General features: G+C 47.6%; 24 protein-coding genes and 1 tRNA gene. 10 read left to right on the top strand and 15 right to left on the bottom strand.

The genetic code is table 11. The features are described from left to right. Positions 1-13 precede the first annotated feature (13 nt). The 4 genes from MYF79_RS03335 to MYF79_RS03320 are packed head-to-tail and all read right to left on the bottom strand — an operon-like array spanning position 14 to position 2648. Entirely contained in the window at positions 14-667 is a 654-nt protein-coding gene (locus MYF79_RS03335; protein WP_199654309.1) for a phosphatidylserine decarboxylase family protein, read from the bottom strand. A 24-nt stretch (positions 668-691) separates the two neighbouring features. Further along, complete coding sequence (locus tag MYF79_RS03330; protein ID WP_247812548.1) at positions 692-1579, bottom strand: phosphatidate cytidylyltransferase; 888 nt, start codon at positions 1577-1579, stop codon at positions 692-694. Positions 1580-1637: 58 nt separating this feature from the next. Further along, on the bottom strand, positions 1638-1856 hold the full coding sequence (locus tag MYF79_RS03325) for a DUF2007 domain-containing protein (RefSeq protein WP_247812547.1): 219 nt from the start codon (positions 1854-1856) through the stop codon (positions 1638-1640). A gap of 30 nt (positions 1857-1886) precedes the next feature. Beyond that, positions 1887-2648 (bottom strand): CPBP family intramembrane glutamic endopeptidase, encoded by a 762-nt coding sequence (locus MYF79_RS03320; protein WP_247812546.1) that lies wholly within the window; start codon positions 2646-2648, stop codon positions 1887-1889. A 296-nt stretch (positions 2649-2944) separates the two neighbouring features. Here MYF79_RS03320 and dusB point away from each other — a divergent pair, with 296 nt between their 5' ends. Together dusB and MYF79_RS03310 are read left to right on the top strand one after the other, a co-directional pair. Then, positions 2945-4009, top strand: coding sequence for a tRNA dihydrouridine synthase DusB (dusB, locus tag MYF79_RS03315; protein WP_247812545.1), 1065 nt, complete (start codon positions 2945-2947; stop codon positions 4007-4009). Between the two features lie 31 nt (positions 4010-4040). After that, positions 4041-4610, top strand: a complete 570-nt coding sequence (locus tag MYF79_RS03310; protein WP_247812544.1) for a helix-turn-helix domain-containing protein — start codon at positions 4041-4043, stop codon at positions 4608-4610. Between the two features lie 75 nt (positions 4611-4685). On the opposite strand, the gene MYF79_RS03305 is transcribed toward MYF79_RS03310, so the two are convergent. Then, positions 4686-7997: a DEAD/DEAH box helicase gene (locus tag MYF79_RS03305; RefSeq protein ID WP_247812543.1), complete on the bottom strand. Its 3312-nt coding sequence runs from the start codon at positions 7995-7997 to the stop codon at positions 4686-4688. Positions 7998-8067: 70 nt separating this feature from the next. Next, the gene (locus MYF79_RS03300) at positions 8068-8586 is read right to left on the bottom strand and encodes a thermonuclease family protein (protein ID WP_247812542.1); all 519 of its coding nucleotides are present in this window, start codon (positions 8584-8586) and stop codon (positions 8068-8070) included. Between the two features lie 75 nt (positions 8587-8661). Between MYF79_RS03300 and proC the strand changes: the two genes are divergently transcribed. Beyond that, positions 8662-9462: a pyrroline-5-carboxylate reductase gene (proC, locus tag MYF79_RS03295; protein WP_247812541.1), complete on the top strand. Its 801-nt coding sequence runs from the start codon at positions 8662-8664 to the stop codon at positions 9460-9462. Positions 9463-9464: 2 nt separating this feature from the next. Here the strand turns inward: proC and MYF79_RS03290 are convergent, their stop codons facing one another. From MYF79_RS03290 to rimP, 6 genes are all read right to left on the bottom strand, one after another. Continuing rightward, positions 9465-9965 carry a SixA phosphatase family protein gene (locus MYF79_RS03290; protein ID WP_199654294.1) on the bottom strand — a complete coding sequence of 167 codons (501 nt, stop codon included), beginning with the start codon at positions 9963-9965 and terminating at the stop codon, positions 9465-9467. A gap of 205 nt (positions 9966-10170) precedes the next feature. Continuing rightward, positions 10171-11898: an amidophosphoribosyltransferase gene (locus MYF79_RS03285; protein WP_247812540.1), complete on the bottom strand. Its 1728-nt coding sequence runs from the start codon at positions 11896-11898 to the stop codon at positions 10171-10173. Between the two features lie 254 nt (positions 11899-12152). After that, on the bottom strand, positions 12153-13538 hold the full coding sequence (locus tag MYF79_RS03280; protein WP_247812539.1) for a peptidylprolyl isomerase: 1386 nt from the start codon (positions 13536-13538) through the stop codon (positions 12153-12155). Between the two features lie 90 nt (positions 13539-13628). Next, a complete protein-coding gene (gene infB / locus MYF79_RS03275; protein WP_247812538.1) occupies positions 13629-17192 on the bottom strand; it encodes a translation initiation factor IF-2 in 3564 nt (1187 codons plus the stop codon). A gap of 124 nt (positions 17193-17316) precedes the next feature. Further along, entirely contained in the window at positions 17317-18564 is a 1248-nt protein-coding gene (nusA, locus tag MYF79_RS03270) for a transcription termination factor NusA (protein WP_199654287.1), read from the bottom strand. 22 nt (positions 18565-18586) lie between these two features. After that, on the bottom strand, positions 18587-19051 hold the full coding sequence (gene rimP, locus MYF79_RS03265) for a ribosome maturation factor RimP (RefSeq protein WP_247812537.1): 465 nt from the start codon (positions 19049-19051) through the stop codon (positions 18587-18589). 182 nt (positions 19052-19233) lie between these two features. Between rimP and MYF79_RS32485 the strand changes: the two genes are divergently transcribed. From MYF79_RS32485 to MYF79_RS03255, 3 genes are all read left to right on the top strand, one after another. Continuing rightward, entirely contained in the window at positions 19234-19551 is a 318-nt protein-coding gene (locus MYF79_RS32485; protein WP_410688354.1) for a DUF2752 domain-containing protein, read from the top strand. Then, entirely contained in the window at positions 19548-19892 is a 345-nt protein-coding gene (locus MYF79_RS03260; protein ID WP_199654284.1) for an NINE protein, read from the top strand. The genes MYF79_RS32485 and MYF79_RS03260 overlap by 4 nt, the downstream gene beginning before the upstream one ends. 90 nt (positions 19893-19982) lie before the next feature. After that, positions 19983-20234 (top strand): hypothetical protein, encoded by a 252-nt coding sequence (locus tag MYF79_RS03255; protein ID WP_247812536.1) that lies wholly within the window; start codon positions 19983-19985, stop codon positions 20232-20234. Positions 20235-20243: 9 nt separating this feature from the next. On the opposite strand, the gene MYF79_RS03250 is transcribed toward MYF79_RS03255, so the two are convergent. Beyond that, a complete protein-coding gene (locus tag MYF79_RS03250) occupies positions 20244-20858 on the bottom strand; it encodes an HAD family hydrolase (protein WP_247812535.1) in 615 nt (204 codons plus the stop codon). A 154-nt stretch (positions 20859-21012) separates the two neighbouring features. Between MYF79_RS03250 and MYF79_RS03245 the strand changes: the two genes are divergently transcribed. After that, positions 21013-21086, top strand: a tRNA-Ile gene (locus tag MYF79_RS03245). A 301-nt stretch (positions 21087-21387) separates the two neighbouring features. Here the strand turns inward: MYF79_RS03245 and MYF79_RS03240 are convergent. Next, positions 21388-22266, bottom strand: coding sequence for an SDR family oxidoreductase (locus tag MYF79_RS03240; protein ID WP_247812534.1), 879 nt, complete (start codon positions 22264-22266; stop codon positions 21388-21390). A 153-nt stretch (positions 22267-22419) separates the two neighbouring features. On the opposite strand from MYF79_RS03240, the gene MYF79_RS03235 reads away from it, so the two are divergent. The 3 genes from MYF79_RS03235 to map are packed head-to-tail and all read left to right on the top strand — an operon-like array spanning position 22420 to position 24302. Next, positions 22420-22794, top strand: coding sequence for a winged helix-turn-helix transcriptional regulator (locus MYF79_RS03235; RefSeq protein ID WP_247812533.1), 375 nt, complete (start codon positions 22420-22422; stop codon positions 22792-22794). 48 nt (positions 22795-22842) lie between these two features. Then, complete coding sequence (gene tmk, locus MYF79_RS03230; RefSeq protein WP_247812532.1) at positions 22843-23529, top strand: dTMP kinase; 687 nt, start codon at positions 22843-22845, stop codon at positions 23527-23529. A gap of 8 nt (positions 23530-23537) precedes the next feature. Continuing rightward, on the top strand, positions 23538-24302 hold the full coding sequence (gene map / locus MYF79_RS03225; RefSeq protein ID WP_247812531.1) for a type I methionyl aminopeptidase: 765 nt from the start codon (positions 23538-23540) through the stop codon (positions 24300-24302). 295 nt (positions 24303-24597) lie between these two features. Here the strand turns inward: map and MYF79_RS03220 are convergent, their stop codons facing one another. Beyond that, positions 24598-26166, bottom strand: a complete 1569-nt coding sequence (locus MYF79_RS03220) for a RagB/SusD family nutrient uptake outer membrane protein (RefSeq protein WP_247812530.1) — start codon at positions 26164-26166, stop codon at positions 24598-24600. Positions 26167-26194 lie beyond the last annotated feature (28 nt).

Raw genomic sequence — 26194 nt, 5'->3', positions numbered from 1 at the left:
TAAAAATAAGCAATTAAATGGTAGCGATCACAGTTTGACCACCACGTACCACCTGTTCCAGCGCTACGTTGACCTGGGTGCCTACCGGCAGGTAGATGTCCACCCTGGAGCCAAATTTAATAAAGCCCAGTTCTTCATTCTGGGTCACCTGCATACCAGGTTTCAGATAATTCACGATACGGCGGGCCAATGCACCGGCGATCTGTCTTACCAGGATATCTGCTTTTGCATTACCGATCACTACGGTATGGCGTTCATTCTCTGTAGAAGATTTCGGGTGCCATGCTACGAGGTATTTACCTGCATGGTACTGCGACAATTTCACCTGTCCGCTGATCGGGTTCCTGTTCACGTGCACGTTGGCAGGGCTCATAAAGATGGATACCTGCAGGCGTTTGTCTTTGAAATACTCAGGTTCATAGGTTTCTTCAATCACTACTACCTTACCGTCACAGGGAGCAATCACCAGGGATTCATCCAGTTTCATTTCACGTTTAGGAATACGGAAGAAGGAAATGATAAACAGGAACAGTACCAGGGAAAAGGCAGCCACGATCCTGCAGAGCAGCGGCATATGTCCTAAAAAGTAGAAAACGGCGCCATTGATCAGGGCAAGAACAGCAAAGGTCAGTAAAATGGTAGCTAATCCTTCTCGGTGGATCTTCATTGTTGTTATGTATTTGGTGCGAAGTTAAATCATTGCGAAGAAATGTACGTACAACCAGGCAAAGGGAGCTGCCAGCAGCAGGGAATCAAAGCGATCCATAAAGCCGCCGTGCCCCGGCATGATGCTGCCGGAATCTTTGACACCCGCCATACGCTTCAGTTTTGACTCGATGAGGTCGCCCGCGGTGCCAAAAATGGCGGCGATAGCGGCCAGTACCAGCCAATGCTGTAATGCCAGGTATTCCCTGCCCCAGAAATAACCGTATACGCCGGCGGCAGCCACCGCCAGTATCATACCTCCCACAGTGCCTTCGATGGTCTTTTTCGGAGAAATGGCAGGCGCAAAAGGGGTACGCCCTATCAGAGAGCCAACAATATAGGCCATTGTATCATTGATCCAGATAAAAGCGATCAGTAATAATGGAATAAGCCAGCCGGGGCCGGTACCAGTAGCCGTATCAGTGAAACGGATAGTATCATAGTTCAGGCACAGATGCACCAGCAGGCCCAGGGAAAGTGTAATATAGGCCAGGCCCAGCGCGGAATAGCCCATGTTTTTCAGGGAAAAATCCTTGCTGAGCAATATTTCCCCGATGGGCATGATCAGCAGGAATATGATGGTCAGCCACCAGCCAAGGAAGCCCAGGGAAAGGTTGGCAGACGAGGAAAAATGCTCTCCTGTAAAGGCCATGATCAGCGCGCAGCTGGCTACCAGCAGCCCGGTTTTATGCCAGCCGGAAATATTGTTATAGTCCGGATCCACATGGCGGATGAGCTTAAAATACTCCTGTAATGCAAAGAAATTGATCAGGAAAAAAAGCAGAAAGAACGTAAAAGGGCTATAAAGGATCCCGCCAAGCATCACGGCTACAAAAACCAGTGCTGTTGCTGTGCGGGTAAAGAAAGTTTTCATGCTGAAAAGGCAGTTGTTTTACAAAAATTTGTGTTAAAGCGGAAAATGGCAGCTACTATCAGGACAGGTCTCCGGCTTCGGTCAGCAGTTGCCTGGCTTCGGCTTCCTGGGAGTTGTGTACAAACAGCTCTGCCATGCCCGGCAGGGCGGTCAGGTAAGTAGAGTCCTGCCTGTTGATCAGCACTACATTGATCCCGTTCTCTTCCAGCATCCCCCTGATGATTTCTGCCCGGAACACCTGATTGGTATAATAAATTTTCACCCAGTCTTTTTCCATAATAATCTGTTTGTTAGGACTAAAGTACGATTACTTCCCGATTGATTCAATATTGTCGTTAAAGTCTTCCCGGTGATTAGGATCCTGTGGCCCGGGCGTGGTCTGTTTATCAAACAGCCAGATAGCCCCGATGGTCAATGCCAGGCTGAGTGCGGCAATATACCATTCGGTTGGTGTAGACACCATAGGATCCGTCTTTATCATTTTCGCCTGGTAAAGATAGACCATCACAACCTGCAGGCCATTATTGAGGAAATGGCCCAGTATAGACAGCCAGAGATTGCCGCTCAGGTAATAGATAGCGCCCAGGAGAAAGCCCAGCAGCACCCGGGGAATAAAGTCCATCCATTGCATATGAATGGCACTGAAACAGACTGCGGTGATAAATATGGCCAGCCAGGGCAGCTGCGGCATCATTTTGATGAAAAGGCGCTGTACAACCCCTCTGAAAAAGAATTCTTCCGCGATAGCCGGAAGAACGGCAATCAGCATCAGATTAATGAGCAGGCCGGAAAGATCCGACATCGTCAGCAGGCCCCGCATCAGTATGTCCGTCTGTTCTTCCAGCTTCCTGGTTTCAGGGGAAAAGGGCCAGGTATGGTTCCAGTCGCCGGTGTAACTCACAAATGGCAGGGCCATTATCATAATAAGAAAAGCTAATATGACGGGCAGGAAACGGGGTTTCTTGTCTACTCTCAGCCATTTGGCAGGGCGGTTGGTCACCAGGAAGGTAAAAAATACCGGAGGCAGCAAAAAAACTACTAAACTGTATAGAATTTGCGTTAATTTCAAATAGCCGAGAACTTTAGGGGATACAGGGTGTAAGGCCTTTTCTGCGGCATACAGGTCACTTTGAAGTGTCGTCAAAGGGTAACCGCTAATGGCCGGGAATACAAAAACCAGGAAAAAAAGATATAGGACTGAGAACAGCAGGAATAACCCAATAAATGCTGCGAACTGTAATGATGGCGGATATTGCTTCAAACGGCCTGTCATAGATTAAATTTGCGTAAATTTACAGTGCGAAATCGAGTTGACAATTGGTTTCCGGATTTACCGGAATAGGAGGTCAGCCTACAAATGATAAAATGGTAAAGATTGGAAATATAACATTGGGCAATTTTCCGCTGTTGCTTGCTCCAATGGAAGATGTTAGTGATCCGCCTTTTCGTGCGGTGTGTAAAGAAAACGGGGCGGACCTGATGTATACAGAGTTCATTTCTTCGGAGGGACTTATACGTGATGCCATCAAGAGCCGGCAGAAGCTGGACATATTTGATTATGAACGACCTGTGGGTATCCAGATATTCGGAGGAGACGAGGAGCCAATGGCAATGGCCGCCCAGATAGTGGAAGCCACAAACCCTGACCTGCTGGACATCAATTACGGCTGCCCGGTGAAGAAGGTGGTGTGTAAAGGAGCCGGTTCCGGTATCCTGAAAGATATTCCCAAGATGGTGAAGCTGACAGCCGCTGTCGTAAAAGCAACCCGTTTGCCGGTGACCGTAAAGACCCGTCTGGGTTGGGACGACAATACGAAAAACATTGAAGAGGTGGCGGAACGCCTTCAGGATGTCGGTATCCAGGCACTGACCATCCACGGCCGTACCCGTACACAGATGTATAAAGGTAATGCCGACTGGACATTGATCGGAAAGGTCAAGAACAATCCACGTATTCATATCCCTATATTCGGTAACGGGGACATATGTACACCGGAGCAGGCCATTGCAGCCCGCGAGAAATACGGAGTAGATGGAGTGATGATCGGACGAGCCGCCATCGGATATCCATGGATCTTCAATGAAATAAAACATTTTATGCAAACGGGTGAACATTTGCCTCCCCCATCTGTTTTGGAACGGGTAGAAGTATGTAAAAAACACCTGAGGCATTCAGTGCAGTGGAAAGGCGCTGTTGTAGGAATACTTGAAATGAGACGACACTATACCAATTACCTGAAAGGGTTACCTCATATAAAAGAATTCAGGCAGCAATTAGTAACTTGCAGTACATTGGCAGCTGTGGAAGAAGTGTTAGATTCGATAGCATTGCATTACAAAGATCATATAATTGAGCGGACATCCCCCCTTACTGACCAAAACCTACTGCCAGCAAAAAATGAAGTAGCAGATTGTAACGTTTACGGATAAACCCCAGGTTCAACTATTAAATTTCTTTCACATGGCCACGATTAAAAATCTGAAGAATGAAGTCTGGAAAGACTTGCAGATTAAAAATAAATCTGCCCTGCGTAAAAAGTATGCAGTATCTAACATGGGAAGAGTGATCAGCTATTACGAAGATATTTCAGACGGGAAATTGTTGTCCGGTTCCACGGTAGAGGGCTATACAGTATTGAATGTAAAGCCGGCGGATAGTTACCAGTCCCTTTACCTGCACCGGGAAGTCGCAAAGTTGTTTAATAAAAAACCGGGACGTAACTACAAGTACGTTATCCACATTGATTACGATAAGAAAAATAACAAAGCCACTAACCTGCAATGGGCAACCAAAGAAGAAATGGAAGCTCACCAGCAGTTCAGTCCTGCTAAACTGGCCTACAAGGAAAAGCAGCGGAACCGTGTAAAGGGGCTTAAGCTGAACATTACCAAAGTAAAAAGTATTAAACGCCTGCTGGCAAAGCCCGGCAGAAAAACAATGAAGCAGATCGCTGAACAGTTTGATATCAGCGAAATGCAACTCTACCGCATAAAGAGCGGTGAAAACTGGAGCCATGTAACCCTGGATTAAAGCCTGGTTTTCCAGGAATGATCATATGATGTTGTCTGACATACAAGCCATCTGTTTCATGACAGATGGCTTTTTTTATGAACACCTCGTCATACTGTTCAGCAAGCCGGTATAATGACTGCTTGCCCTCAATACCGGCTCATGCCCCATGATGATCACCTGCTGCCTGGCCCTGGAAAGCGTTACCAGCAATTTCCTGTCAACCTCTACCCTGCTGTCTTCCCAGTGGAATGCCCCCAGGTTCTGTAACTGTCCCAGTTGTACCGGGTGGTACACTGCCAGCGAGACGATAATAATATCATTTTCTGCCCCCTGAAACCGTTCCGCCGTGTCAATATTGATGGCCTGCAGCTCATCGTCATTGCCTATTAACTCCCTGATAAGGCTTATCTGTGTACGCCACGGCGTTACCACTCCAACCGTCTCACTACTGAACCCATGGCCATACCGTTGCCTCAGATGGTGTAACAGGGACACTACCTGTTGTGCCTCCGTGCGATGCATCTTGGAAGTAGGCTCATGTGGGCTGGGGATAAACAGGGTTCGTCCCCGGCAAAGGATATGGGACCAGTTGTCGGTGGCCGTATACTCGCCGGGATTGTAGGGCTGGGATTGTAACGGATTACCGGCAGAAAGCTGTCCGGCATAGTAGTGGTTGATCAGAGACGCTATATCATTGTGCATTCGGAAATGCGTGTTCAGCATACCCCATGCATGATGCCACTGCATGGCCTTGCATGTATGGATCAGGCGTTCAAACAAAGTACAACGCAGGTCTGTAATCCCCTGGGCTATCAGCAAAGGATGCTGGCTGTGGCAGAACTGATCTGCCTGCGCAACGACCGGTGGTAACTGGTTCTGGTCACCTATCAGGATAAACTTGCGGAAAGGCATCAGCAGGCCCAGTAACTGCGGCTCGGTGAGCTGGGATGCCTCATCCGCTATCAGCGTATCCATTCTTACTCCCAGCATCTGCAACAGGTGAAGACGTGTAGCCATTGTTGCCACCGTACCTACGAATACGCGCTGGTTCATGACAAACTTTCCGGCGCCCTCAATATCTCCGCTCAGGCAAAACCGGCGCAACTGGTGCTCAGTAGCGGAACGACGGCTACCCATGCGGAGATGAGGGATGCCCTTATCTTCCAGCTTCCGGCAGATCTCTTCCACGGCACGATTGGTAAAAGCAACAATCACCGTCTGGTCGCCCTTGTTTACCAGGGAAGAGACCAATGCTGTTAATAATGCTGATGTTTTACCTGTGCCGGGAGGCCCCTGTATGAGGTAATAGTCCTGCGCTTCCAGGGCTGCCTGCAAAATAGCCTGCTGATTACTGTTGAACATCGGCGGGCATGGCGCTGTCAGCGGCGCGGCGCCAGGCGCCCGCTGTCCCAGCAGTAATTCCATCCGTTGGGCAAAACGGGGCTCCAGTACATGAAACAAAGCCGTGGCAGCCACCCAATAGTTGGATTCATAGATATCGTGTTCGATGACCCACAATTGCTGCTGACCAAAAAAGTCGTGGGTGATCTGCCGGTTGTTGAGTGAAAAGGTAAGGCTGGCTTTTCCCATGGCATCTATCCTGCCCTTCAGCACCTGGTGCCGCAGGGGGAACAGGCCCTCCGGAGAGCGGGGGTAAATGATGGCGGTATCGCCAATACGGAAATTATGGCTGACCGGGATTTGAATATTGAAAACCACCGTACTGCTTTCTGCATCAAAATGGCGGAATTGCAATCCCGGAATGATATTAAAACGCTCCAGTTTTTCCTGTTCAGACAGTAGCCAGAGGGCCGCGAAGCCTTCGGAATCATCTTCCCGGTCTGGCGCCGAATACATCCCGCATTTGGCCAGCAGGTATTCGCGGAGCAGAAAGGACAGGAATTGCTGATAATAGGTTCGCAATAAGGGCGACGCTGTCGTATAGACCTCTTCGAAAGCGCTGAAGTGTACCGCGCTGAAAGATGGAAGGCCTTCTGCAGCGGCTGTTGTGATCTGGTCCAGAATAGCATATTCACCTGCCGCCAGCCGAAGGAGCTGGGAAACGACCTCATTACGAAGCGCCAGCAACTCATTTTCTGCCGGCCGGTTACTGCTCACATTGCGGAGCGGGGTATCGCTGGCGGCGGAATATAAAATAGCGGAGCTGCCCCGTCGTTCGTCGCCAAACGCGGATTGAAGCAGCAGGTTATATCCTACTACCTGCATCTCATGATTCTTCCAGGCGCCATAGTCAGGAGAACGACCGCTTTTCAGCTCGAAGATCTCTTTTCGCAATGGATCCGTATCATCTTCTGCCAGGATGTCCAATCGACCTTGCAGGCCATATAAGGCCGAGAAAAAGGTGGGTTCTATCCTAACAGGGCGATCATGTAATTCCGCAGCGGATTGTAAGAGGTTAGGCCAGTGTTTTGTGCGAATGTCGGCAAACATGTTGTTTAGTTCCACGCGGCCATAAGCAGCGGCCTGCAATACATTGTCTGCCACCGCTTCAACGAATGACTGGCGCAGGTCCATCTCAGGATTGCGCAGTACATTGTCCAGCAGGGCGTTTACCACATTCCCCTTAAAAGCGGCAAGGCCGGGTGTTTGTGGCACCAGCTTTTTTACCAGGTAAAGCAGTTTACCGGCGCCCTGCCTTCCGAAACATTCTGCCAGATCGCTGATATCCACCAGGAGGTCTGGTTCCAGGATGATCCTGGTGGTAGTTACTGCTTCATATAAGCCCGGCTCCTCTGTTTTACTACAGTGCAGGATATGTACGGTGTCATAAACCCGCAATTGTGCCTGTAACAGCGTGGTGTGTGCCTGCACACTTTCGGAGACCAGCAGCCGGAAGCTTCCCAGGTCGTCATTGCGGCAACCCAGGATGAAATACGGCGCCTGATCAGATCTTTTCTGCAGAGGACCGACATCCGTGATCAGGCATTTCAGTTGTGGCACTAATGCTGCTGAAAGCTGGGGCGCATAGGCCAGCATGCTTCCTTCTACAGGAAGGCAATGCTCCACAAGTACTGCAGGAACAGGAACTTCACAAAAGTGCCGGATGGCATTGGCCATCGTTTGTATGCAGATGAGTGATAGCGGTTTGTCTGCTATCAGTGTGCCAATAACAGCTTTGTGTGTGTGGATGCGGAGGGCAGTGAGTTGTTCCTGCAAGGCAGCAGGAACGGGATATTTATCAAAGAAGAATTGCATACGGGCAAACAGGTTGCCGAAACTGCGCGTTTCTTCCCTTGTAAGATAGCGGAACAGCTGTTCCAGCAATTGCCGGATCTGTCGTAGTGTTTCTGTAGGAGATGGCCTGTTGGCCGCTTCCTGCAGGCGCATGTAAAAAGCCTGACCACTGAGATGGTGTGTTGGTGCATTGATCTTATTCACTGACATATGCAAGAGAAGGTCAACAATCATTAAAAATTGTAAACGATGAAGCGATCAGCAATATAAGTAAAAAGGTCTATGCAGCTTTACGATGTGGCTTGTCTTTTCGTTTCTCTGCTCTGAACAACCATGGCGCTTCCGGTTTGGAGAGCGACCACAATCCGAGTTTCTGTCTTTTGGCGGTTGCCTGGGCCGCAGCCAGGGGCGCGCTTTTCGAGTATTCAGTGTAATGCCATGCGTAACCGTCAGAGATCATTCTGCCATTGACATACTGGCCATCAGCACTGTATACATCCCCTATCCAGCGTTGATACCTGTCTTTGCGCAGCAGTTCCACTGTGACGGTTTTATTGAAGCACAGATCTGCGAGGGCCTGTTTACTTCTCTGATAGAAGTCCTGCCCTTTTTCGGGAGCATCAATAGCGCTTAAGCGGATCTTGTAAGTAGTTTTATTCACCAGCAGTTCAAATGTATCGCCATCCATTATGCGTACCACTTTCCCTTTTACTTTCTTCGGTGGGTTGGCAGCGCTGGTTATTTGAGTACAAAGGCATAGGATAAGACATGAGACCACACAATAAAATACTTTCGGCATTGCACGCTGGATTTAGGGATGCGAAGTAACAAATTTTTGTTCTACCTTCCGAAGGATTTAAAGTAATAAGTGAACATGTCTAACAAGAAAATAGCCATCATCGGTGGTGGCAACCTGGGGAAAGCGATAGCACAGGGCCTGCTAAAGAGCGGATTTTCAGCGCCTGCAGACCTGACTGTAACCAAACGTAATCTGGCTTCATTAAATGATCTGCAGTCGTTAGGAGTACAGACAATTTCAGACAACGAAGCAGCAATACGGGACGCTGAAGTCATTGTCGTGGCATTAAAACCGTATAATGTCAGAGAGGTGCTATCGCAGGTGAAAAGTGCATTCGACCCATCCCGCCAGATCCTGATCAGCGTAATAACAGGCGTTTCTATTGACGACCTGGAACAGATAGCAGGCGCCGGTATGCCGGTGGTACGTGCCATGCCCAATACCGCTATTGCCATACAGGAATCTATGACCTGTATCTGTCATAAGAATGTGTCTCAGCAGCAGGAAATGTATGTGACAGAAATGTTCAATCAGCTGGGTGTAGCAGTAAGTATTGACGAAAAACTGATGGACGCAGCAACGGTGCTGGGCGCCTGTGGTATTGCCTATGCCCTGCGTTTCATCAGGGCCAGTATACAGGGCGGAATTGAGATCGGGTTTGATGCCCGCACAGCAAACCTGATCGCAGCACAAACCGTAAAAGGCGCTGCACAACTGCTGATCAAGGAGAATCGCCATCCGGAAGAGGAAATAGACAAGGTGACCACTCCTAAGGGCTGCACCATTGCCGGCCTTAACGAGATGGAACATCAGGGCTTCAGTTCCTCACTCATAAAAGGAATTACCGTCTCTTACAATAAGATAGCGAAAGATTAACGTCAGACAACTTCCTGTTTGGGATAATCAAAGAAAAGGAAGGACTTCCTCGCCCGGTCGAAGTCTTTCCATGACTGGATATTTGCCTGAACAGCAAATACACCGGAGGTGGGAATATTGTCAATTCTGATCTCCTGGGTTACATAGTTGGCAAAATCTGTAATACCAGGATTGTGCGCGAAAAGCGCCACTGTGTCTATGTCGTCATCGATCTTCGTGATCACTTTCAGAAAAGTAGAGGCATAACACAGGTACAATTCTTCCTCCAACAGGATAGCATCTTTGTCATAATGCCATTCTTTAGCCATGAGCCGCGCGGTACTTTTGGTTCGTTTCGCCGGACTGGCAATAAGCAGCTCTGGCATGATGCCCCGGTGTGCGAGGCGGTGCGCCATTTCAGGAGCGTTCTGTTTGCCGCGTTTATTGAGAGGCCTGTCAAAGTCGTCCACGTCGGGGTCATTCCAGCTCGATTTGGCATGACGGATGAGTAATAATGTTTTCATAACAACAATGTTATTATGTAGCAAAAGGGATTTGCTGTTCGCGGTTTGAGTTAGTTCTTATTTAATACTAACTAATTTACGGATTTTACTGAAAGTAAGTGTAATACAGGGGGCTCTGCCGGCCAGGGAATGGCGGATTTAAAGGAAATTTAATAATGGAGCTGCCATAAAAAAAGGGCCCGTTTGAAACGAGCCCTTTATATTTTTAGTATCCTCTTTCGTTTTTACCTTCCATGTAGTTCATGAATGCTTTATTCACTACGCGGTTACCTCCCGGTGTTGGGAAGTTACCCGTGAAATACCAGTCTCCGAGGTTATTCGGGCAAGCCTGGTGCAGGCTTTCAATGGACTGGTAGATAACATCTACCTTGGCGCTGATATCGGACGGTGTAATGATCTCGGCAATTTTGGCAGAGATCTCTTCTGTTGTAAATGGCTTATAGATATTTCTCACTACGTTCTGGGCATGCAGGGTATTTGTACGCTGCAGTTCCATACAGAGGCCATAGGCTTCCTGCAGGATATGTTCCTTGCCATGGTCTTTCAGGAGCTCAATTGCCGCCTTAAAGGCCACAAAATCCCCTATTTTGCTCATATCTATACCGTAGCAGTCAGGGTAACGGATCTGTGGAGCCGATGATACCACAATGATACGTTTAGGTCCCAGACGGTCCAGCATCCTGATAATGCTTTCACGGAGCGTAGTGCCACGTACAATGGAGTCGTCTATCACTACGAGGGTATCTATGCCCGGACGCACGGTACCGTAGGTGATGTCATATACGTGTTGTACCATTTCATTACGGCTGGTGTCTGCAGTAATGAAGGTGCGCATTTTAACGTCTTTGATAGCGATCTTATCTATACGGATACGGCGGTTCACCATTTCCGTCAGTTTTTCCTCGTCAAAGTCTTTCCCCCATGAAACGATGCGCTCTACCTTTATTTTATTGAGATAGTCTTCCAATCCTTTCAGCATGCCGTAAAAGGCAATTTCCGCAGTATTAGGGATGAAGGAGAAGATGGTATTACGCAGGTCGTTGTCGATGCTTTTCAATACGGTTTCAGACAGGTTATAGCCTAAAGCAGTACGTTCTTTATAGATCTTTTCATCGTTTCCGCGGGAGAAATAGATACGTTCGAAGCTGCAGGCGCGGCGCTCTTTCGGCGCCAGGATCTGCTCTACGCTGTATTCCCCGTTTTCCTTCACGATCAGGGCATTACCCGGCATCAGCTCCAGTACTTCATTCTCTCCTACATTGAACGCTGTACGGATGGCTGCACGTTCAGAAGCGGCAACAATGACATCCTCATTGACATAATAGTAAGAAGGGCGGATACCGTGGGCGTCGCGCATTACAAAGGCGTCTCCGCTGCCGATCAGCCCACACACATGATAACCTCCGTCAAACATGGAAAATGCCTGTTGGAGTATATTTTTCACATCCAGCCCGTTACGTCTTTCTTCATCTTCCTTGCTGAGGAAGTGGTGAAGTACTTCCAGCATAGCGGCCAGGTCACTGTTACGGTGTGTTTCTCCGGGTTCAACGTTCACGAACTTGAACAGTTCATCCACGTTCACCAGGTTAAAGTTACCGGCGAGGGCGAGGTTGCGTGCAGGAATGGTATTGTGACGTACAAAGGGGTGGCAGAGTTCTACGTTGTTCTTGCCCTGGGTGGCGTAGCGGAGGTGTCCCATCAGCAGCTCTCCGAGAAAACGTATGTGGCCTTTCATAAGGCCAGGGTATTTGGTGATTTCCGGCTGGTATTTTTCTATTTCGTCTATTTCGTCTCTGACCTTGGCAAAGATATCTCCGATGGCTTGCGGTGCGCTGCTTCGCAGGCGATGCATGAATGGTACTCCCGGTTCTGTGTTCAACTTTACTGTGGCTATACCTGCTCCGTCCTGTCCGCGGTTATGTTGTTTCTCCATCAGGAGGTACAACTTGTTGAGGCCGTAGAAAACTGATCCGTATTTCTGTTGGTAATATGAGAACGGCTTTCTAAGTCTGATAAACGCTAATCCGCATTCATGTTTTATGGCATCACTCATCCCTATTAGAATTGAAGGCGCAAAGTTACGTGTAAAAAGCGGAACGCCCAACGCTGAATGATAAATGCGGGCTGGTCCTGAAACAACAATCCCCGGTATATATTATACCGGGGACTGTTATTGAATTATATGTGTTATTGTTTTGCTATACTTCCCATCCACTTGGCGATGTGGTTACATTGTTTGAACTCGTCTTCCACATGGATATAATATGTCGGGATCTTTTCCCTGAGCCATTTGTCGCGGGCATCCTGTTGTTTCAGCTGCAGGGTGCGCTGCTGGATACGGGCATAATCGTCGGTCATATTTTCCCGGTGAGGGTTGGTGCGTGTTTTCAGATAAACGATGCGCACACCGCCACGGCCACCTGGCTGGTCATCGACATAAGGCATTGGTTTGGAGATGCCCCCTGGCTTCAGGGTGTCGAGCAACAGCACGATATCTCTTTCGGAAGGCTGGTCCAGCTGGTCGATAGTGAGCAGGGTACTGCCATTCATTCTGTTCTGCAACATACCACCGTCAAATTTTGCCATCGGCAGGTCACTATATTTCACTACTGCCTCTCCGAAGGTCATTTTTCCATCAAGAATGAGCAGGCGGACACTGTCCAGTTTTTTTGTCGCTTCTGCCAGATCATTACGGGTCACATTGGGTTTCAGCAGGATGTGCTGAACGGTAATGTTGTCTCCCTGGCGTTTAATACATTGGATCAGGTGATAACCGAACTGGCTTTTTATCGGTGAGGAGATCTCATTTTCTTTCAGGCGGAAAGACGCCGCCAGGAAGTCGGGATCCCATTGTTTGTCGTTCCTGTTCAGGATGTATACTCCTTTATTCTCTTTGGCGCCCGGATCTTCTGAATAAAGTATTGCCAGACGTCCGAAGTCACTTGTTTTGTCCTGCACCTGTTTCTTGAACTCCAGCAGGCGGTCTATCGCATACTGGTCCATTTCTTTGGTTGCCTTTGGCAATATTACGATCTGGCCAATCTCCAGTTCGGATTCGTAGAATTGGAGACTATCTTTAGGAATGGCGTCGAAATACTTTTTTACCTCAGAAGGCGTCACTTTCACAGAACCGGTGATCTTGTCCTGCATTGCTTTTGCCAGCAGACCTTCTTTGATAGGCTGACGGAAGCGCTCACGCAGCTGGTAAATGGAATATCCTGTTACCTCTTTCATCTTCTCACGGCTGCCGTACAGGTCTTCGAAGTAACGGATACGGTTGTCGATCTGGCCGTCCACATCTTGTTCACTCACGGGCAAGCTGTCTCTTTCTGCCTGCATCACCATTACCTTCTGGGCAATGATCTGCTCCATTATCATGCAGGGAGCATTGGGAGGCAGGGAGCCGTCTACAGTAGAACGCTGCAGATTGACCATTTCTCCTTCAATGTCCGATCTAAGAATGATTTTATCCCCCACAATAGCCGCAATTTTATCAGCTACCATTTTCTGCTGGGCTGCGGCTACCTGACAAAGAAGTAAAGTACCCGCAGAAAGTGCAAAAATTTTATTCATGTTAACAAGTGCAGTGAAATTCAAAAATAGCCAATAAAAAATAAGCCGCTATTGGGCGGCTTATCTTTTTAACAAAAGTTTATGCTGATATTATAAAGTCCTCTTTACTTCTACTTCTTCGAAGCCTTCCACTATATCGCCCACTTTAAGGTCGCTATAGTTTCTGATACTCAGACCACATTCCATATTGGCAGCAACTTCCTTCACGTCATCTTTGTAGCGTTTCAGAGAGGCCAGTTCGCCGGTGTAGATCACGATACCTTCGCGCACCAGGTTTACACGGGTGTTTCGGGTAATCTTTCCGTCCAGTACGAAGCAACCTGCTACGGTTACTTTGTCGAAACGGTAAGTTTCGCGGATCTCTACGTTGGCAACAACCTTTTTCTCGATCTTCGGCTCCAGCATACCTTCCATCGCGCTCTTCAGTTCGTCGATAGCATCGTAAATGATGGAGTAAGTACGGATCTCGATGTTCTCTTTCTCTGCCAGTTTGGATGCCTGAGAAGAAGGACGCACCTGGAAACCTACGATAATAGCATCGGATGCGGTGGCCAGCAATACGTCGGATTCTGTGATCTGACCTACGGCCTTGTGTACCACGCTCACTACGATCTCTTCGGTAGACAGTTTCTGCAGGGAGTCGCTCAGCGCTTCTACGGAACCATCAAAGTCACCCTTGATGATGAGGTTGAGCTGTTTAAAGTTACCCAGTGCCAGACGGCGTCCGATCTCATCCAGTGTGATGTGTTTCTTGGTACGGATACCTTGTTCACGGATGATCTGTGCACGGCGGTTAGCGATCTCTTTTGCTTCGGATTCGTCTTCAAACATGCGGAACTTCTCACCTGCCTGCGGAGCACCGTTCAGACCCAGTACCTGTACAGGTGCGGAAGGTCCTGCGGAGTCAACACGCTGGCCGCGTTCGTTGAACATTGCTTTGATCTTACCGAAGTGGGAACCGGAGGCGATAGTGTCTCCCTGGTGCAGGGTACCGTTCTGTACCAGCAGGGTAGCCACATAACCACGGCCTTTATCGAGGGAGGCTTCAATCACGCTACCCGAAGCTTCCCTGTTCGGGTTAGCTTTCAGTTCGAGTAATTCAGCTTCCAGGAGTATTTTTTCCAGCAGGACGTCTATGTTCAGACCGCTCTTGGCAGAAATTTCCTGGCTTTGGTATTTACCACCCCAGTCTTCCACCAACAGGTTCATACCTGCCAGCTGTTCTTTGATCTTTTCAGGATTAGCGCCGTCTTTATCCACTTTGTTGATAGCGAATACCATTGGCAGGCCGGCCGCCTGTGAGTGGGAGATCGCTTCACGTGTCTGTGGCATGATGGCGTCATCTGCAGCGATCACGATGATGGCGATATCCGCTACTTTGGCACCACGTGCACGCATCGCGGTAAAGGCCTCGTGACCCGGAGTATCCAGGAAGGTGAGTTTTTTACCGGAAGAGGTAACCACCTGGTAAGCACCGATGTGCTGGGTGATACCCCCTGCTTCACCGGATACTACGTTCGCATTACGGATATAGTCAAGCAAGGAGGTCTTACCGTGGTCTACGTGACCCATGATGGTCACAATAGGCGCTCTTGGGATCAGATCTTCCTCGTTGTCTGCTACTTCTTCTTCTTCGATCTCGTCTGCGTCGTCTACACCGATGAACTCTACTTCGTAACCGAACTCTCCTGCTACCAGTTCTATCACCTCTGCGTCCAGACGCTGGTTGATAGATACCATGATACCAAGTCCCATACATTTTGAGATCACTTCCGCAAAGCTCACATCCATCAGGTTGGCGAGTTCACTTACAGATACGAACTCTGTCACCTGCAGTTTGTTGCTTTCAGCGCCCTGGTTAGCCATCTGCTCAGCGAGCTCGTGGCGTTTTTCACGGCGTTGTTTAGCTTTAGTGTTCTTACCCCGGTTACCACCGCCTGTCATTTTGGCCATGGTTTCCTTGATCTTATTCTGGATCTCGTTCTTATCGATTTCTTTTTCTTCAGGTTTCCTGTCGCGGTCACGATCACGGTTGAAGTTACCCTGACCACCGGGGCGGTTACCGAAGTTACCGCCTGGTCTGTTGCCACCATGTTGTCCGCCTGGCCTGTTACCACCCGGACCACCACCTGGACGGTTTCCACCGCCATGTTGCTGTCCGCCTGGTCTGTTACCACCTGGTCCGCCCGGGCGGCCATCGCGGTTAGGCGCAGCATGTGGTCTGCTAGGACCGCTGGGTCTGTTGGTATTGTCGCGGTTTCCGCCGGGACGGTTATCCCTGTTGAAATCTCCGCGGTTACCGGGACCACGGTTATCGGCGTTACCACCTTTTGAAAGATCGCCTGGCTGAATAGGTTCAGGTTTCTTTTCAACTATAATACGTTTCCGCTTGCGGTTGTTGTCGGCATTGTTATTATTGCCGCCGCCACCGCGGTTGAAATTACTGTTACCCTTATTGTCGCGTCTTTCTGAATGTACAGGCAACTCAATTTTTCCGATCACTTTAGGACCGGTGAGTTTTTCGGCCTGTATATTTTCAATAACGGCAGTTCCTCCGTTATCATCCTGGTCTGATGCAATGTCTGCTGCAACTTCGTCCATATGCTGTGCGGCCGGTTTCTGTGCGGTTTGTTCTTTCGCCTCTGCCGGTTCTTTTGTTTTTTCCTGAGCAGCTGCCGGTTTTTCGGCTGCCGGCGCTTGTTTCTCTTCCACAGCGGGGACAGCAGGTTTTTCAGCAGCAGGTGCCGTTGTTTTTACTTCTTGTACTGGTTGTACGTTTTGTACTGGCTGAACGGGTTGCTGCGGTTTCGCTTCAGGTTGTGCAGGTTTGGCTGCTTCTACCGGAGGCTGTTGCTGTGCAACGGGTTGCGGTTGTGCCTGCGGCTGCGGAACAGGTTCTTTCGGCCTTTCCTTTTCGCTGGCGGTAGGTTCCGGTTGTTTTGCAACAACTGGTTTCTCCTCCTGTTCCGGCTTTTTGAATGATGCCGGTGGTGCAGGAGGTCTTTTAGGTTTATTCAGCGCATCCAGGTCGATAGTGGCCACGACTTTCGGGCCATTGATCCTGGGGGCGTCTGTTTTTATAACTTCCGGAGTTTCCGGTTGTGTCTGCACAGGCGGCGTTTTCTCAGCAACAGGCTGTTGAGGAGCTACGACGGGTTCTTTAGGAGCCTCTTCTGTTTTAACAACAGGTTTTTCTTCCGCCACCGGAACTGGTTTAGGCTCGGGTTTAGGCTCAGGCTTTGGCTCCGGTTTAGGTTCGGGCTTAGGCTCTGCTTTAGGCTCCGGCCGTGGTTCTGGTTTTGGTTCGGGTTTAGGCGCTTCAACTGCGACCGCGGGTGTGGGTTCCTCTTTAGGAGTTGCTTCTTTCTTCTTGGCTGCTGCCTCTGCTTCTTCCTTCTCTTTCTTCTTCATTGCATCTAACACACTTCCTTTAGGCAGGGCTATCTGATCGCTTTTGCGTTTGTTAGCCTTGTCCTGCTGGAACTCGGACTGCAATGCTGCATACATCTGGGACGTAAGACGGGCATTGGGTGAGCCAAAGCCCCCCATGTCATAGCCCTTATTAGCAAGGAAATCGATCAGGGTTTCCTTACCAATATTGAACTCCTTCGCTGCAGCCAGCAATCGTGGCGTGTTGTTTGTTACTTCAGGCATATTGTAATCTCGGGCCTCCCCATTTTTCCCGTTAGCTAACGGGACTCCTTTTTAACAATTAACAATAACTAAAAAATACTTTCTGTCGAGCAAGCCCACATCCCGGGGAAGTTGTGGTGTGAACCTACTCTTTATCAAATTCCTCCTGTAGTATTCTTCTTACCTCGCTTACAGTTTCCTCTTCAAGGTCTGAGCGGCGTACCAGTTCCTCTACCGTCAGGTCAAGTACACTGCGGGCAGTGTCGCAACCAATACGTTTGAGTTCGTCCAGTACCCATTCTTCGATTTCATCGGAGAATTCTCCCAGGTCAATGTCATATTCAGCCTGTTCCTGCTCTTCATCACGGAAGACATCAATCTCATAACCCGTCAATTCGCAGGCCAGTTTGATATTGACACCTTTTTTACCGATTGCCAGGGACACCTGATCTGCTTTGAGGAAAACAGAAGCATATTTATTATCATTATCCACTTCCATACGGCTGATCCTTGCGGGCGTCAGGGCACGCTGGATCAACAATTGTATATTAGAGGTATAGTTGATGATATCTATGTTTTCGTTACGCAGCTCGCGCACAATTCCATGTATACGACTTCCCTTCATACCTACGCAGGCGCCGACAGGGTCAATGCGGTCGTCATAGGATTCAACAGCCACTTTAGCTCTTTCTCCAGGTTCGCGTACGATTTTCTTGATCACGATAAGGCCGTCAAAGATCTCGGGAACTTCAATTTCCAGCAATTTAGCCAGGAAGGTCGGATGGGTGCGGGAAAGAATGATAAGCGGAGCATTATTCTTCATCTCCACTTTTTTCACTACTGCCCTTACATTTTCCCCTTTCTTGAAATAATCGGTAGGAATTTGTTCAGATTTAGGTAAAATTAACTCATTCCTTTCATCATCAAGCAATAAAACTTCTTTTTTCCATACCTGGTAAACTTCACCCGTTACAATTTCTCCTACACGGTCAGCATATTTCTTTACAAGAATGTTCTTTTTAAGGTCGCCGATACGGGCAGAAAGTGTCTGCTTTGCAGCCAGGATGGCCCTGCGGCCAAAATCCATGATCTCCACTTCCTCGTAAAGGTCCTCTCCTACCTGATAGTCTGGTTCAACTAAAATGGCTTCCGAATAAGCAATCTGGGCATTATCGTCCTCTACCTCACCATCTGCTACAATGGTACGGCGGCGTAAAATTTCCAGGTCACCCTTCTCAGTATTTACAATCACGTCAAAATTCTCATCAGAGCCATACTTTTTACGGAGAAGAGTTTTGAACACGTCTTCCAACACTTTCATCAACGTAGGACGGTCAATGTTTTCCGCTTCCTTAAACTCCGTGAATGACTCAATCAGGTTAATACTAGCCATGTTTCGGTTATATTATTATATTTTAAAACACGATGCACACCTTCGTGTGCTTGATTTCATTTAAATTTATTTCAGTTGTTTTTTTCTCTTTTTTCTTGCCAATCAGCTCTTCAATCGTCACCTTTTCTTCCGTAATAGCCAGCAGCGTACCCTCTTTTTCGGAGTTATCCAATAAAGTAACAGCTACTTTACGACCAATGTTCTTAACGTATTGACGGTGAAGTTTCAGCGGCTCGTCCAGTCCGGGAGAGGATACTTCCAGGGAAAAATCGTTGTCTGGGAACAAATTGGCACCTTCAAGCCTGGTGTACAGGTTCCGGTTAAATGCGACCAGCTTATCTACCGGTACGCCATTATCCCCGTCTACAAAGAGTTTTACGTTGTTTGTGGGCTTTATCCGCACATCTACTACGAAGTATTCCGGATAAGGTGCAAGCATTTCTGCTGCCAGGTCCCGGATGTTTGTTATCACTTGTTCATTTGCCATAAAAAAACGAGAAGGGGACCGCTCAGTCCCCTTCATTAGTATCATTTTCCTATGCAAAATTAGGATTTTATTTTGATCCAAGAACATTTTCTTTAACTTGTACGAAATAATTTCACCCGGAGAAAACGCCCTGTCCGCACAGATTTTAAAAAATAATAATAACTGCGCCCCAGATACGAAACATGCAGATTAAAGCATACATACAACATATTAATATAGAGTTGATCATGTGGCCGACGGCCTTGCTGTTGCTGTTTTTTATGCATCCCTCGCCAACTGGCGAGGCAAGTTTGTGCATCTTAAAAAGAATAGGAATACCCTGGTGCCCCGGGTGTGGCCTCGGACATTCTATCCATTATTTGTTGCATGGGGAATGGAGGGCCTCTCTGAAAAGCCACCCTCTGGGACCGTTCGCATTATTAATATTAACATACCGGACCTTCCAGCTCGCCAGGCTGCAATGGCAATCTTTTGCGGAACTTAAAAACCACTATACATGACAGACTTTATCAGCTTACCGGGTATTGAACAGGAAGAACTCCTATGGCTGCAGGAACTTACCCGCGATTACTCCATTGAAACCCGCCAGCGTTTCCTGGCTGTTTATGAGGGCCGGAGAAAGGATCCACAGGTTATTCTCATCTGCTGCCTTGTCGGACTGATTGGCCCCGCAGGTATCCATCGCTTCCTGATCAATCAGATCGGTATGGGCATATTATATATATTAACAGTAGGATTGTGCTGGATCGGTACTATTGTTGATGCAATCAACTATCGTAAACTGGCCTGGGAGTACAATAAAAAGGCCGCCCTTCAAACCGCGGCATTGTTAGGTTTATAACCTGGTTGGTGTGTCTTTCCGGCTGTTAAAGAAAACCTAAAGGCCGGATTTTCTCTGTCCGGAAAGCAGATTAACCGCTAAATTTGTTGCATGATACTGAAATACGCATTTTTAGCATTTGTGTTCTGGTTGCTGTACAAATTTGTATTTGACTTCATCGTGCCTGTGTATCAGTCAACCAAACATGTACGCAGACAGATGGGAGATATCCAGGAACACCTCCGTCGCCAATACCAGCAACAGGAACAAGCACAGAGACAGGCAGCCCAGGCACAACAACAACACACCGCTCCTAAAAAAGCGGACAAGGGCGATTACCTGGATTTTGAAGAAATCAAATAGTCTTCACTGTTACCTGAAGATATCTGCTATCGTCTTAGGCGGCAGGAGATGAATTGTTTGTATGCCAACAACTTTGGCGCCTTCAATATTAGGAAGCGTGTCATCTATAAATAATGTCTCCGCAGGATCCAGGCCATTCTCATCCAGCACAAACTGATATGCCTCCTTCTCCGGCTTACGTAACCCGATCAGGTGAGAATAATAAGCTTTATCAAAGAAAGATGCCAGTGAAGGAATTCCCCTGCTGTCCTGTAATATTTTATTAAAGGCCTCCAGGTGGATCGCATTCGTATTGCTTAACAGGTATATGCCATAATGTTGCCTTAACTGCTGTAATATCTGCAATCTGCGTAAAGGAAAATCCAGCAGCATTGCATTCCATGCATCAATGATCTGCTGATGAGTGGTACCCGGTGCCGTGTGTCGCTGCATCTCATTTAGAAATACTTCCGGTTCAATCTTGCCAGTCTCCAGATCGTTAAACACCGTGGTTAATGAAAACTGATTGTACAAACTGGTGAACTCTTTTACCCCAAGGGCTTCAAATGCCTTGTAAGTCAGCTGGTAATCAAGATTGATAATAACTCCGCCCAGATCGAAGATGATGTGTTTAATACCTTTCATTGTATGAACTGCTGAATGAGAAAGTGCAAATTTATATGGCGGAAATAAAAAAATCAGGAATGATTGGTTAATTGAATAAAAAATAATTAATTTTGCCCTCCCTGAAAAAGGGAACCCACGAGAAAGTTTCAAAATATTTGTTCTGCAAAGAACAGGTCCTATAGCTCAGTTGGTTAGAGCACCTGACTCATAATCAGGGGGTCCCAGGATCATGCCCTGGTGGGACCACGAAATGGTAAAGGCTTTCAGCTGATCGGCTGAAAGCCTTTTTTCATTTGATACATGTTTTGGTACATAATTATAATCAAACAGACTTCCGATTACGAAAGCATGAAAAATTACGCCACTTGAATTGAAGAAGAAGGTGTAAGACAGGAAGGCGCTCCTGGGGAAACTGTTAACCCGGAAAGTGCTGATAGTGGTGAATGACGTTCCCCAATCCCCACACTCTACAAAATAAAAAAGTACCCCGTTTGTTAAACGAGGTACCCACTTATTCACAGTTCTCTGTATGCTGTTACCCAGGCGATTATTTGCCTCCGTATACCTGTTGCAGGTAGGCCTCTACGCTCCCACCCTTTCTGCCGATCAGCTTTTCCAGGTCAGAGGACACACTTGCAAACTCGCCTTCTTTATTTGCCACGCTAAATCCTGCAAATAATCCGATGTACTCTGACGGTACGCCTGCTTTTGTGAGTTCGGCGGTAAATACCTCCGGAGTGGGTGATACATAAGAAACATTCTTGCCGGTAATAGCAGAGATCTTTGCTGCTATTTCGGCATAAGACACCGCTTCAGGTCCGGTCAGTTCATAGCTCTTATTTTCATGCCCCTGCCCTGTCAATACTGCTACAGCTGCTTCTGCCAGATCGCTGCGCAGCGCATAGGCGGTTCTTCCTTCCCCTCCCGGCTGGAAAATAACACCGGTTTCAAATATTTTATCTCCGACGAAGATCGGGATCATCTCGGTATATATACCATGTTTAAGAATGGTGTATTTCAGCCCGGATGATTTCAACAGGTTTTCTGTCAGCAGGTGAGTGGATGCAATAAAATAGATGGAAGATGTGCTTGTTTCGTTCTTCCGCTGGAAACTGGTGTATACCACATGTCCTACTTTTGCTTCCACCGCTGCATTTACAACATTTTCATGTTGCCGGCCCCTGGCAGCGGTATCACTGCCGGATACGAAATACAGCTTGTCAACATCTTTAAAAGCTGCTATGAGCGATGCTTTGTCGTCGTAGCTGCCTATTGCCACTTCAACACCCAGTTGCCTGAAAGGGGCTGCTTTTGCTTCGTCACGTACTAATACCTTTACGCCGGAAGCGGGTACCTTAGTGAGCAATTTGTCTAATACGATACGGCCTAGATGTCCTGTTACGCCTGTTATTAATATTTTTCCCATTGTGCTTTAGTTTACTGTATTACTTACTTTATTACTTTTACTTACTTTTAGTAAGTCAAAAGTAAGCCGCGGGAAAATGACTGACAAGAAGGCACCGGGCGGTATGGTGCTTACCCAGGCGTAACTATTATTGATTATCAATTTATTAAGACGATGGATTTTTTGAAAAAATATCGTACCTCCGGTGGAGGCAATTGTCCGGTAAGGAATGTACTGGACCGTTTAGGCGACAAATGGTCTATGCTGATCATTCTCGTGTTGGGCAAAGAAGGTACCATGCGTTTCAATCAACTGCATCATGGGATCGGGGATATTTCTCAGAAGATGCTGACCGTCACACTTAAGATCCTGGAGGCAGATGGATTGGTGGTTCGCAAAGTATATGCGGAGATACCTCCCAAGGTAGAGTACAGCCTTACGGAAAGAGGGTACTCCTTGTTGCCTCATCTGGAAGGACTGGCTGAATGGGCGGATGCGCATATGGACGGAATCCATGCCTCCCGTGAAAAATATACTGCCGGGGTCTAGCTGGTGGAATTAGTGGTATCTTCGCGGCTGGTTTTAACTGATTTTTTAATGCAGCATAAGAGCAGGTTTATCGCTATTGAAGGACTGGACGGGGCGGGTAAGTCTACCCAGATCGCTTTACTGACGGAATATTTTAATAAACAGGGTGTAGAAACACGATTTGTACATTTTCCTATTGTACAGGAGGGGGTGTTCGGGGAACTGATCGCTAAATTCCTGCGGGGCGAGTTCGGAGACGTGAAAAATGTACATCCTCAATTGGTGGCGCTGATATTTGCCGAAGACAGGAAGGCATTTGCACACAATATTAACGAATGGCTGGCCAGCGGATATGTAGTACTGGTAGACCGTTATGTGTTGTCAAATATTGCCTTCCAGTGTGCGAAGCTGCAAACAGAAAAAGAGAAAAATGAGCTGCGTGAATGGATCAACATGTTTGAATATGAATACAACCGTATTCCCCAGCCGGACCTTTCTGTTTATCTGGACGTTCCTTTTTCGTTTACAGAACAGTCGCTGACAAAACGGCGTTCTGGCGAGGAAAGGAAATACCTGAATGGAAAGGAGGATATTCATGAGAAGGATTTTTCCCTTCAGCTGGCGGTGAAGCGTGAGTATGATATATTAGCAGATACTGACCCTTCCGTTACCAGGATCACCTGTTACGATGCTGAGGGCAAGATGAAGTCCATCGCCGAGATCCATGCAGCTATTATACAGAATATCACAAAATAATTAAGATCATGTCTATAACATCCAATGCAGATCTGTCGGGAATGCAGGCAGTGAGCGAGGCAGTTGGTATTACATTAAAGAAGATGAGGGAGTATGCCTGCCCGGGTATGTCAGCAAAAGAGCTGGATGAATATGGCGGCCGCTTACTGATCGAAATGGGTGCGAAGTCTGCACCGAAGCTGACGTATGGCTTCCCTGGCTGGACCTGCATCAGTGTGAACAATGAGGTGGCACATGGCATCCCCACGGGGAACAAAATATTGCAGGAAGGAGACCTGGTGAATATTGACGTCTCTGCAGAACTGAATGGCTACTGGGGCGATAACGGCGGATCATTTGTACTGGGAAATGATATTCACAATCATAACCCGCTGGTGAACGCATCAAAGCTGATATTGCAAAAGGCGATCAGTGAGATCAGGGGTGGTGTGAGGATTGCGGATGTAGGACATCTTATAGAATCGACAGCAAAGAAGATGGGTTACCGGGTAATCAGGAACCTGGTGGGACATGGCGTAGGCAGAAGCCTGCATGAAGAGCCCAAAGAGATCCCGAACTATTACGACCGCATGAACAAGCACCGCTTCCGGAAGAATAGTGTTGTAGCCATTGAGACATTCATCTCTACAAGAGCTTCTTACGCTTATGATATGGGCGATGGATGGACACTGGTCACCAACGACGGCAGTTTTGTAGCACAGCATGAACATACGATCATTGTAACAGACGGGCAGCCGGTGATACTGACTGCATCCAACGAGATATGGGACTAACAGTCTCTTCAATAGAAAGAGGATGACGAAGGTCTTGGGAACTACTTGAATGAAGATCTGACTCAATCAGGTATCGGAGTAAAAAGTTGATATATCAGAATAAACGAGGGACTTGAGAATTAGCCAAATGAGGACCAGCCTCTGTCGGCTATCCGAATGAAAAAGTGCTGTATTAGGAATAAACGAAGGTCCGGAGAATTACTTAACTGAAGACCTGATCCCATCAGGTATCGGAATAAAAATAGGCTGTATCATCGTTGATACAGCCTATTTTATTTATTGGAAGGAACTGATCTTATGAACCGTAGCCTGGATTCTGAGGTCTCAGATTCGGGTTGTTACGCATTTCCTGGATGGGCAATGGGAACAGCAGATGCTTTTCTGCCAGTGCCGCACCGGAGTTTTTGTTAACGTGCCCTACAAAGTTATCGAAGCCATTATTGTCTTCGTTGTATACTTTTCTCAGGCGTACCATATCGAACCAGGTAATACCTTCATAAGAGAACTCATGCCAGCGCTCACGCCATACTGCGGCTTCAAAGGCATCTTTTGTCAGACCTGATAATGGGTCCAACCCTGCCCTTCCACGTACACGGTTTAATGCGGTGTATGCGTCTACATTAGGATTACCATCTGCCTGGTTCTGCGCTTCTGCATAGATCAACAGTGTTTCGGCAAAGCGGATCTGAGGAATATTCAGGTTACTTCTGCCGGTACCAGGGGAACCCGGTTTACCATGAGCAGCTATGTCGAAGTGTTTGAATATATAAGGCCTGTCTAATTTGAATGGATCTCCTTTACCGTCTACGAAATAGGAAGTGAAGAAGAATTGCTGTTCATCTGTACGTTTATCTTTAGGCTCGAACTTCTTGTATGAGTCATAGAAAGAAGGGGTAGGTATTGAGCTACCTACGCCGCTACCCATAGCAGAGATGTTTTTGGTCAGGGAGTTGTTTGGCAGCATCAGCGACTGCATCGGATTACCCTCTATATCAGCAAGATATTGTACTTCAAACAAGTGTTCCACTTTGTTATTGTTTGTTACACTATGCAGATCGTTATAAGTGTTGAACAGGTTCAACTCAGACGAATTAGCCGCAGCGTAATCAAGTACTTCTTTTGCTTTGTCTGCTGCCAGCCTGTAATATTCTGCGCCCTTGTTCAGCGGATAACCGGCCATGGTCAGATATACTTTTGCCAGTTCAGTTTTGATAGCTGCGAGGCCTACCCTACCGGAAGCATCCATCCATGGCAGTCCTGCTGCTTCAGCCATTTTCAGGTCAGCAACGATCTGCGCATATACGCTGTCTGTGCTTGTACGTTTAGGATAGAAATCAGGAGAAGTAGGTGTTTGTGGTTTTGTGATCAAAGGAACATCACCCCAAAGCCTTACAATGTAGAAGTAAGACCAGGCACGCATGAAAGCAGCTTCACCGAGCGTCCGGGCTCTTATCGCTTCATCCATATTAGGAATGCCGGGTATCTTGTCAAGTGCAAGGTTGGCCTGGGCTATTACCCTGTAGGCACCTGTCCAGAATTGCCTGACATGCAGGTTGTCTCCGTCATATACAAGACCCAGCAGGTTGTTCAGGTCAGAGTTCTGGGCAGTGGCTGTTGCGGCAGTACCTGTCGGAGCATCCAGCATCTGGAAGTTGGCAGAAAAGATACCGGCGCCACTTCCAATGAAACGGGCACGGGCATAAGCCGCATATACTGCTGCATCAGCATGTTCCGGTAAGGTATAATAGCTGTCTGGCGAAAGGTTGGATGGATCGCTTTCATCCAGGAAGTTGGAGCAACCGGTCATAAACAGGCTGCCTCCGATCAATATGCTGAGCGCGGTTTTTTTAATATAATTCTTCATGAGCATCTCTTTTTCTTGATAAATGTTA

Origin of the sequence: Chitinophaga filiformis, from assembly GCF_023100805.1 — a bacterium.
GTDB lineage: Bacteria > Bacteroidota > Bacteroidia > Chitinophagales > Chitinophagaceae > Chitinophaga > Chitinophaga filiformis_B.
Note: the sequence above shows the minus strand (reverse complement) of the source record. Positions and strands in the feature narration are given on the sequence as shown.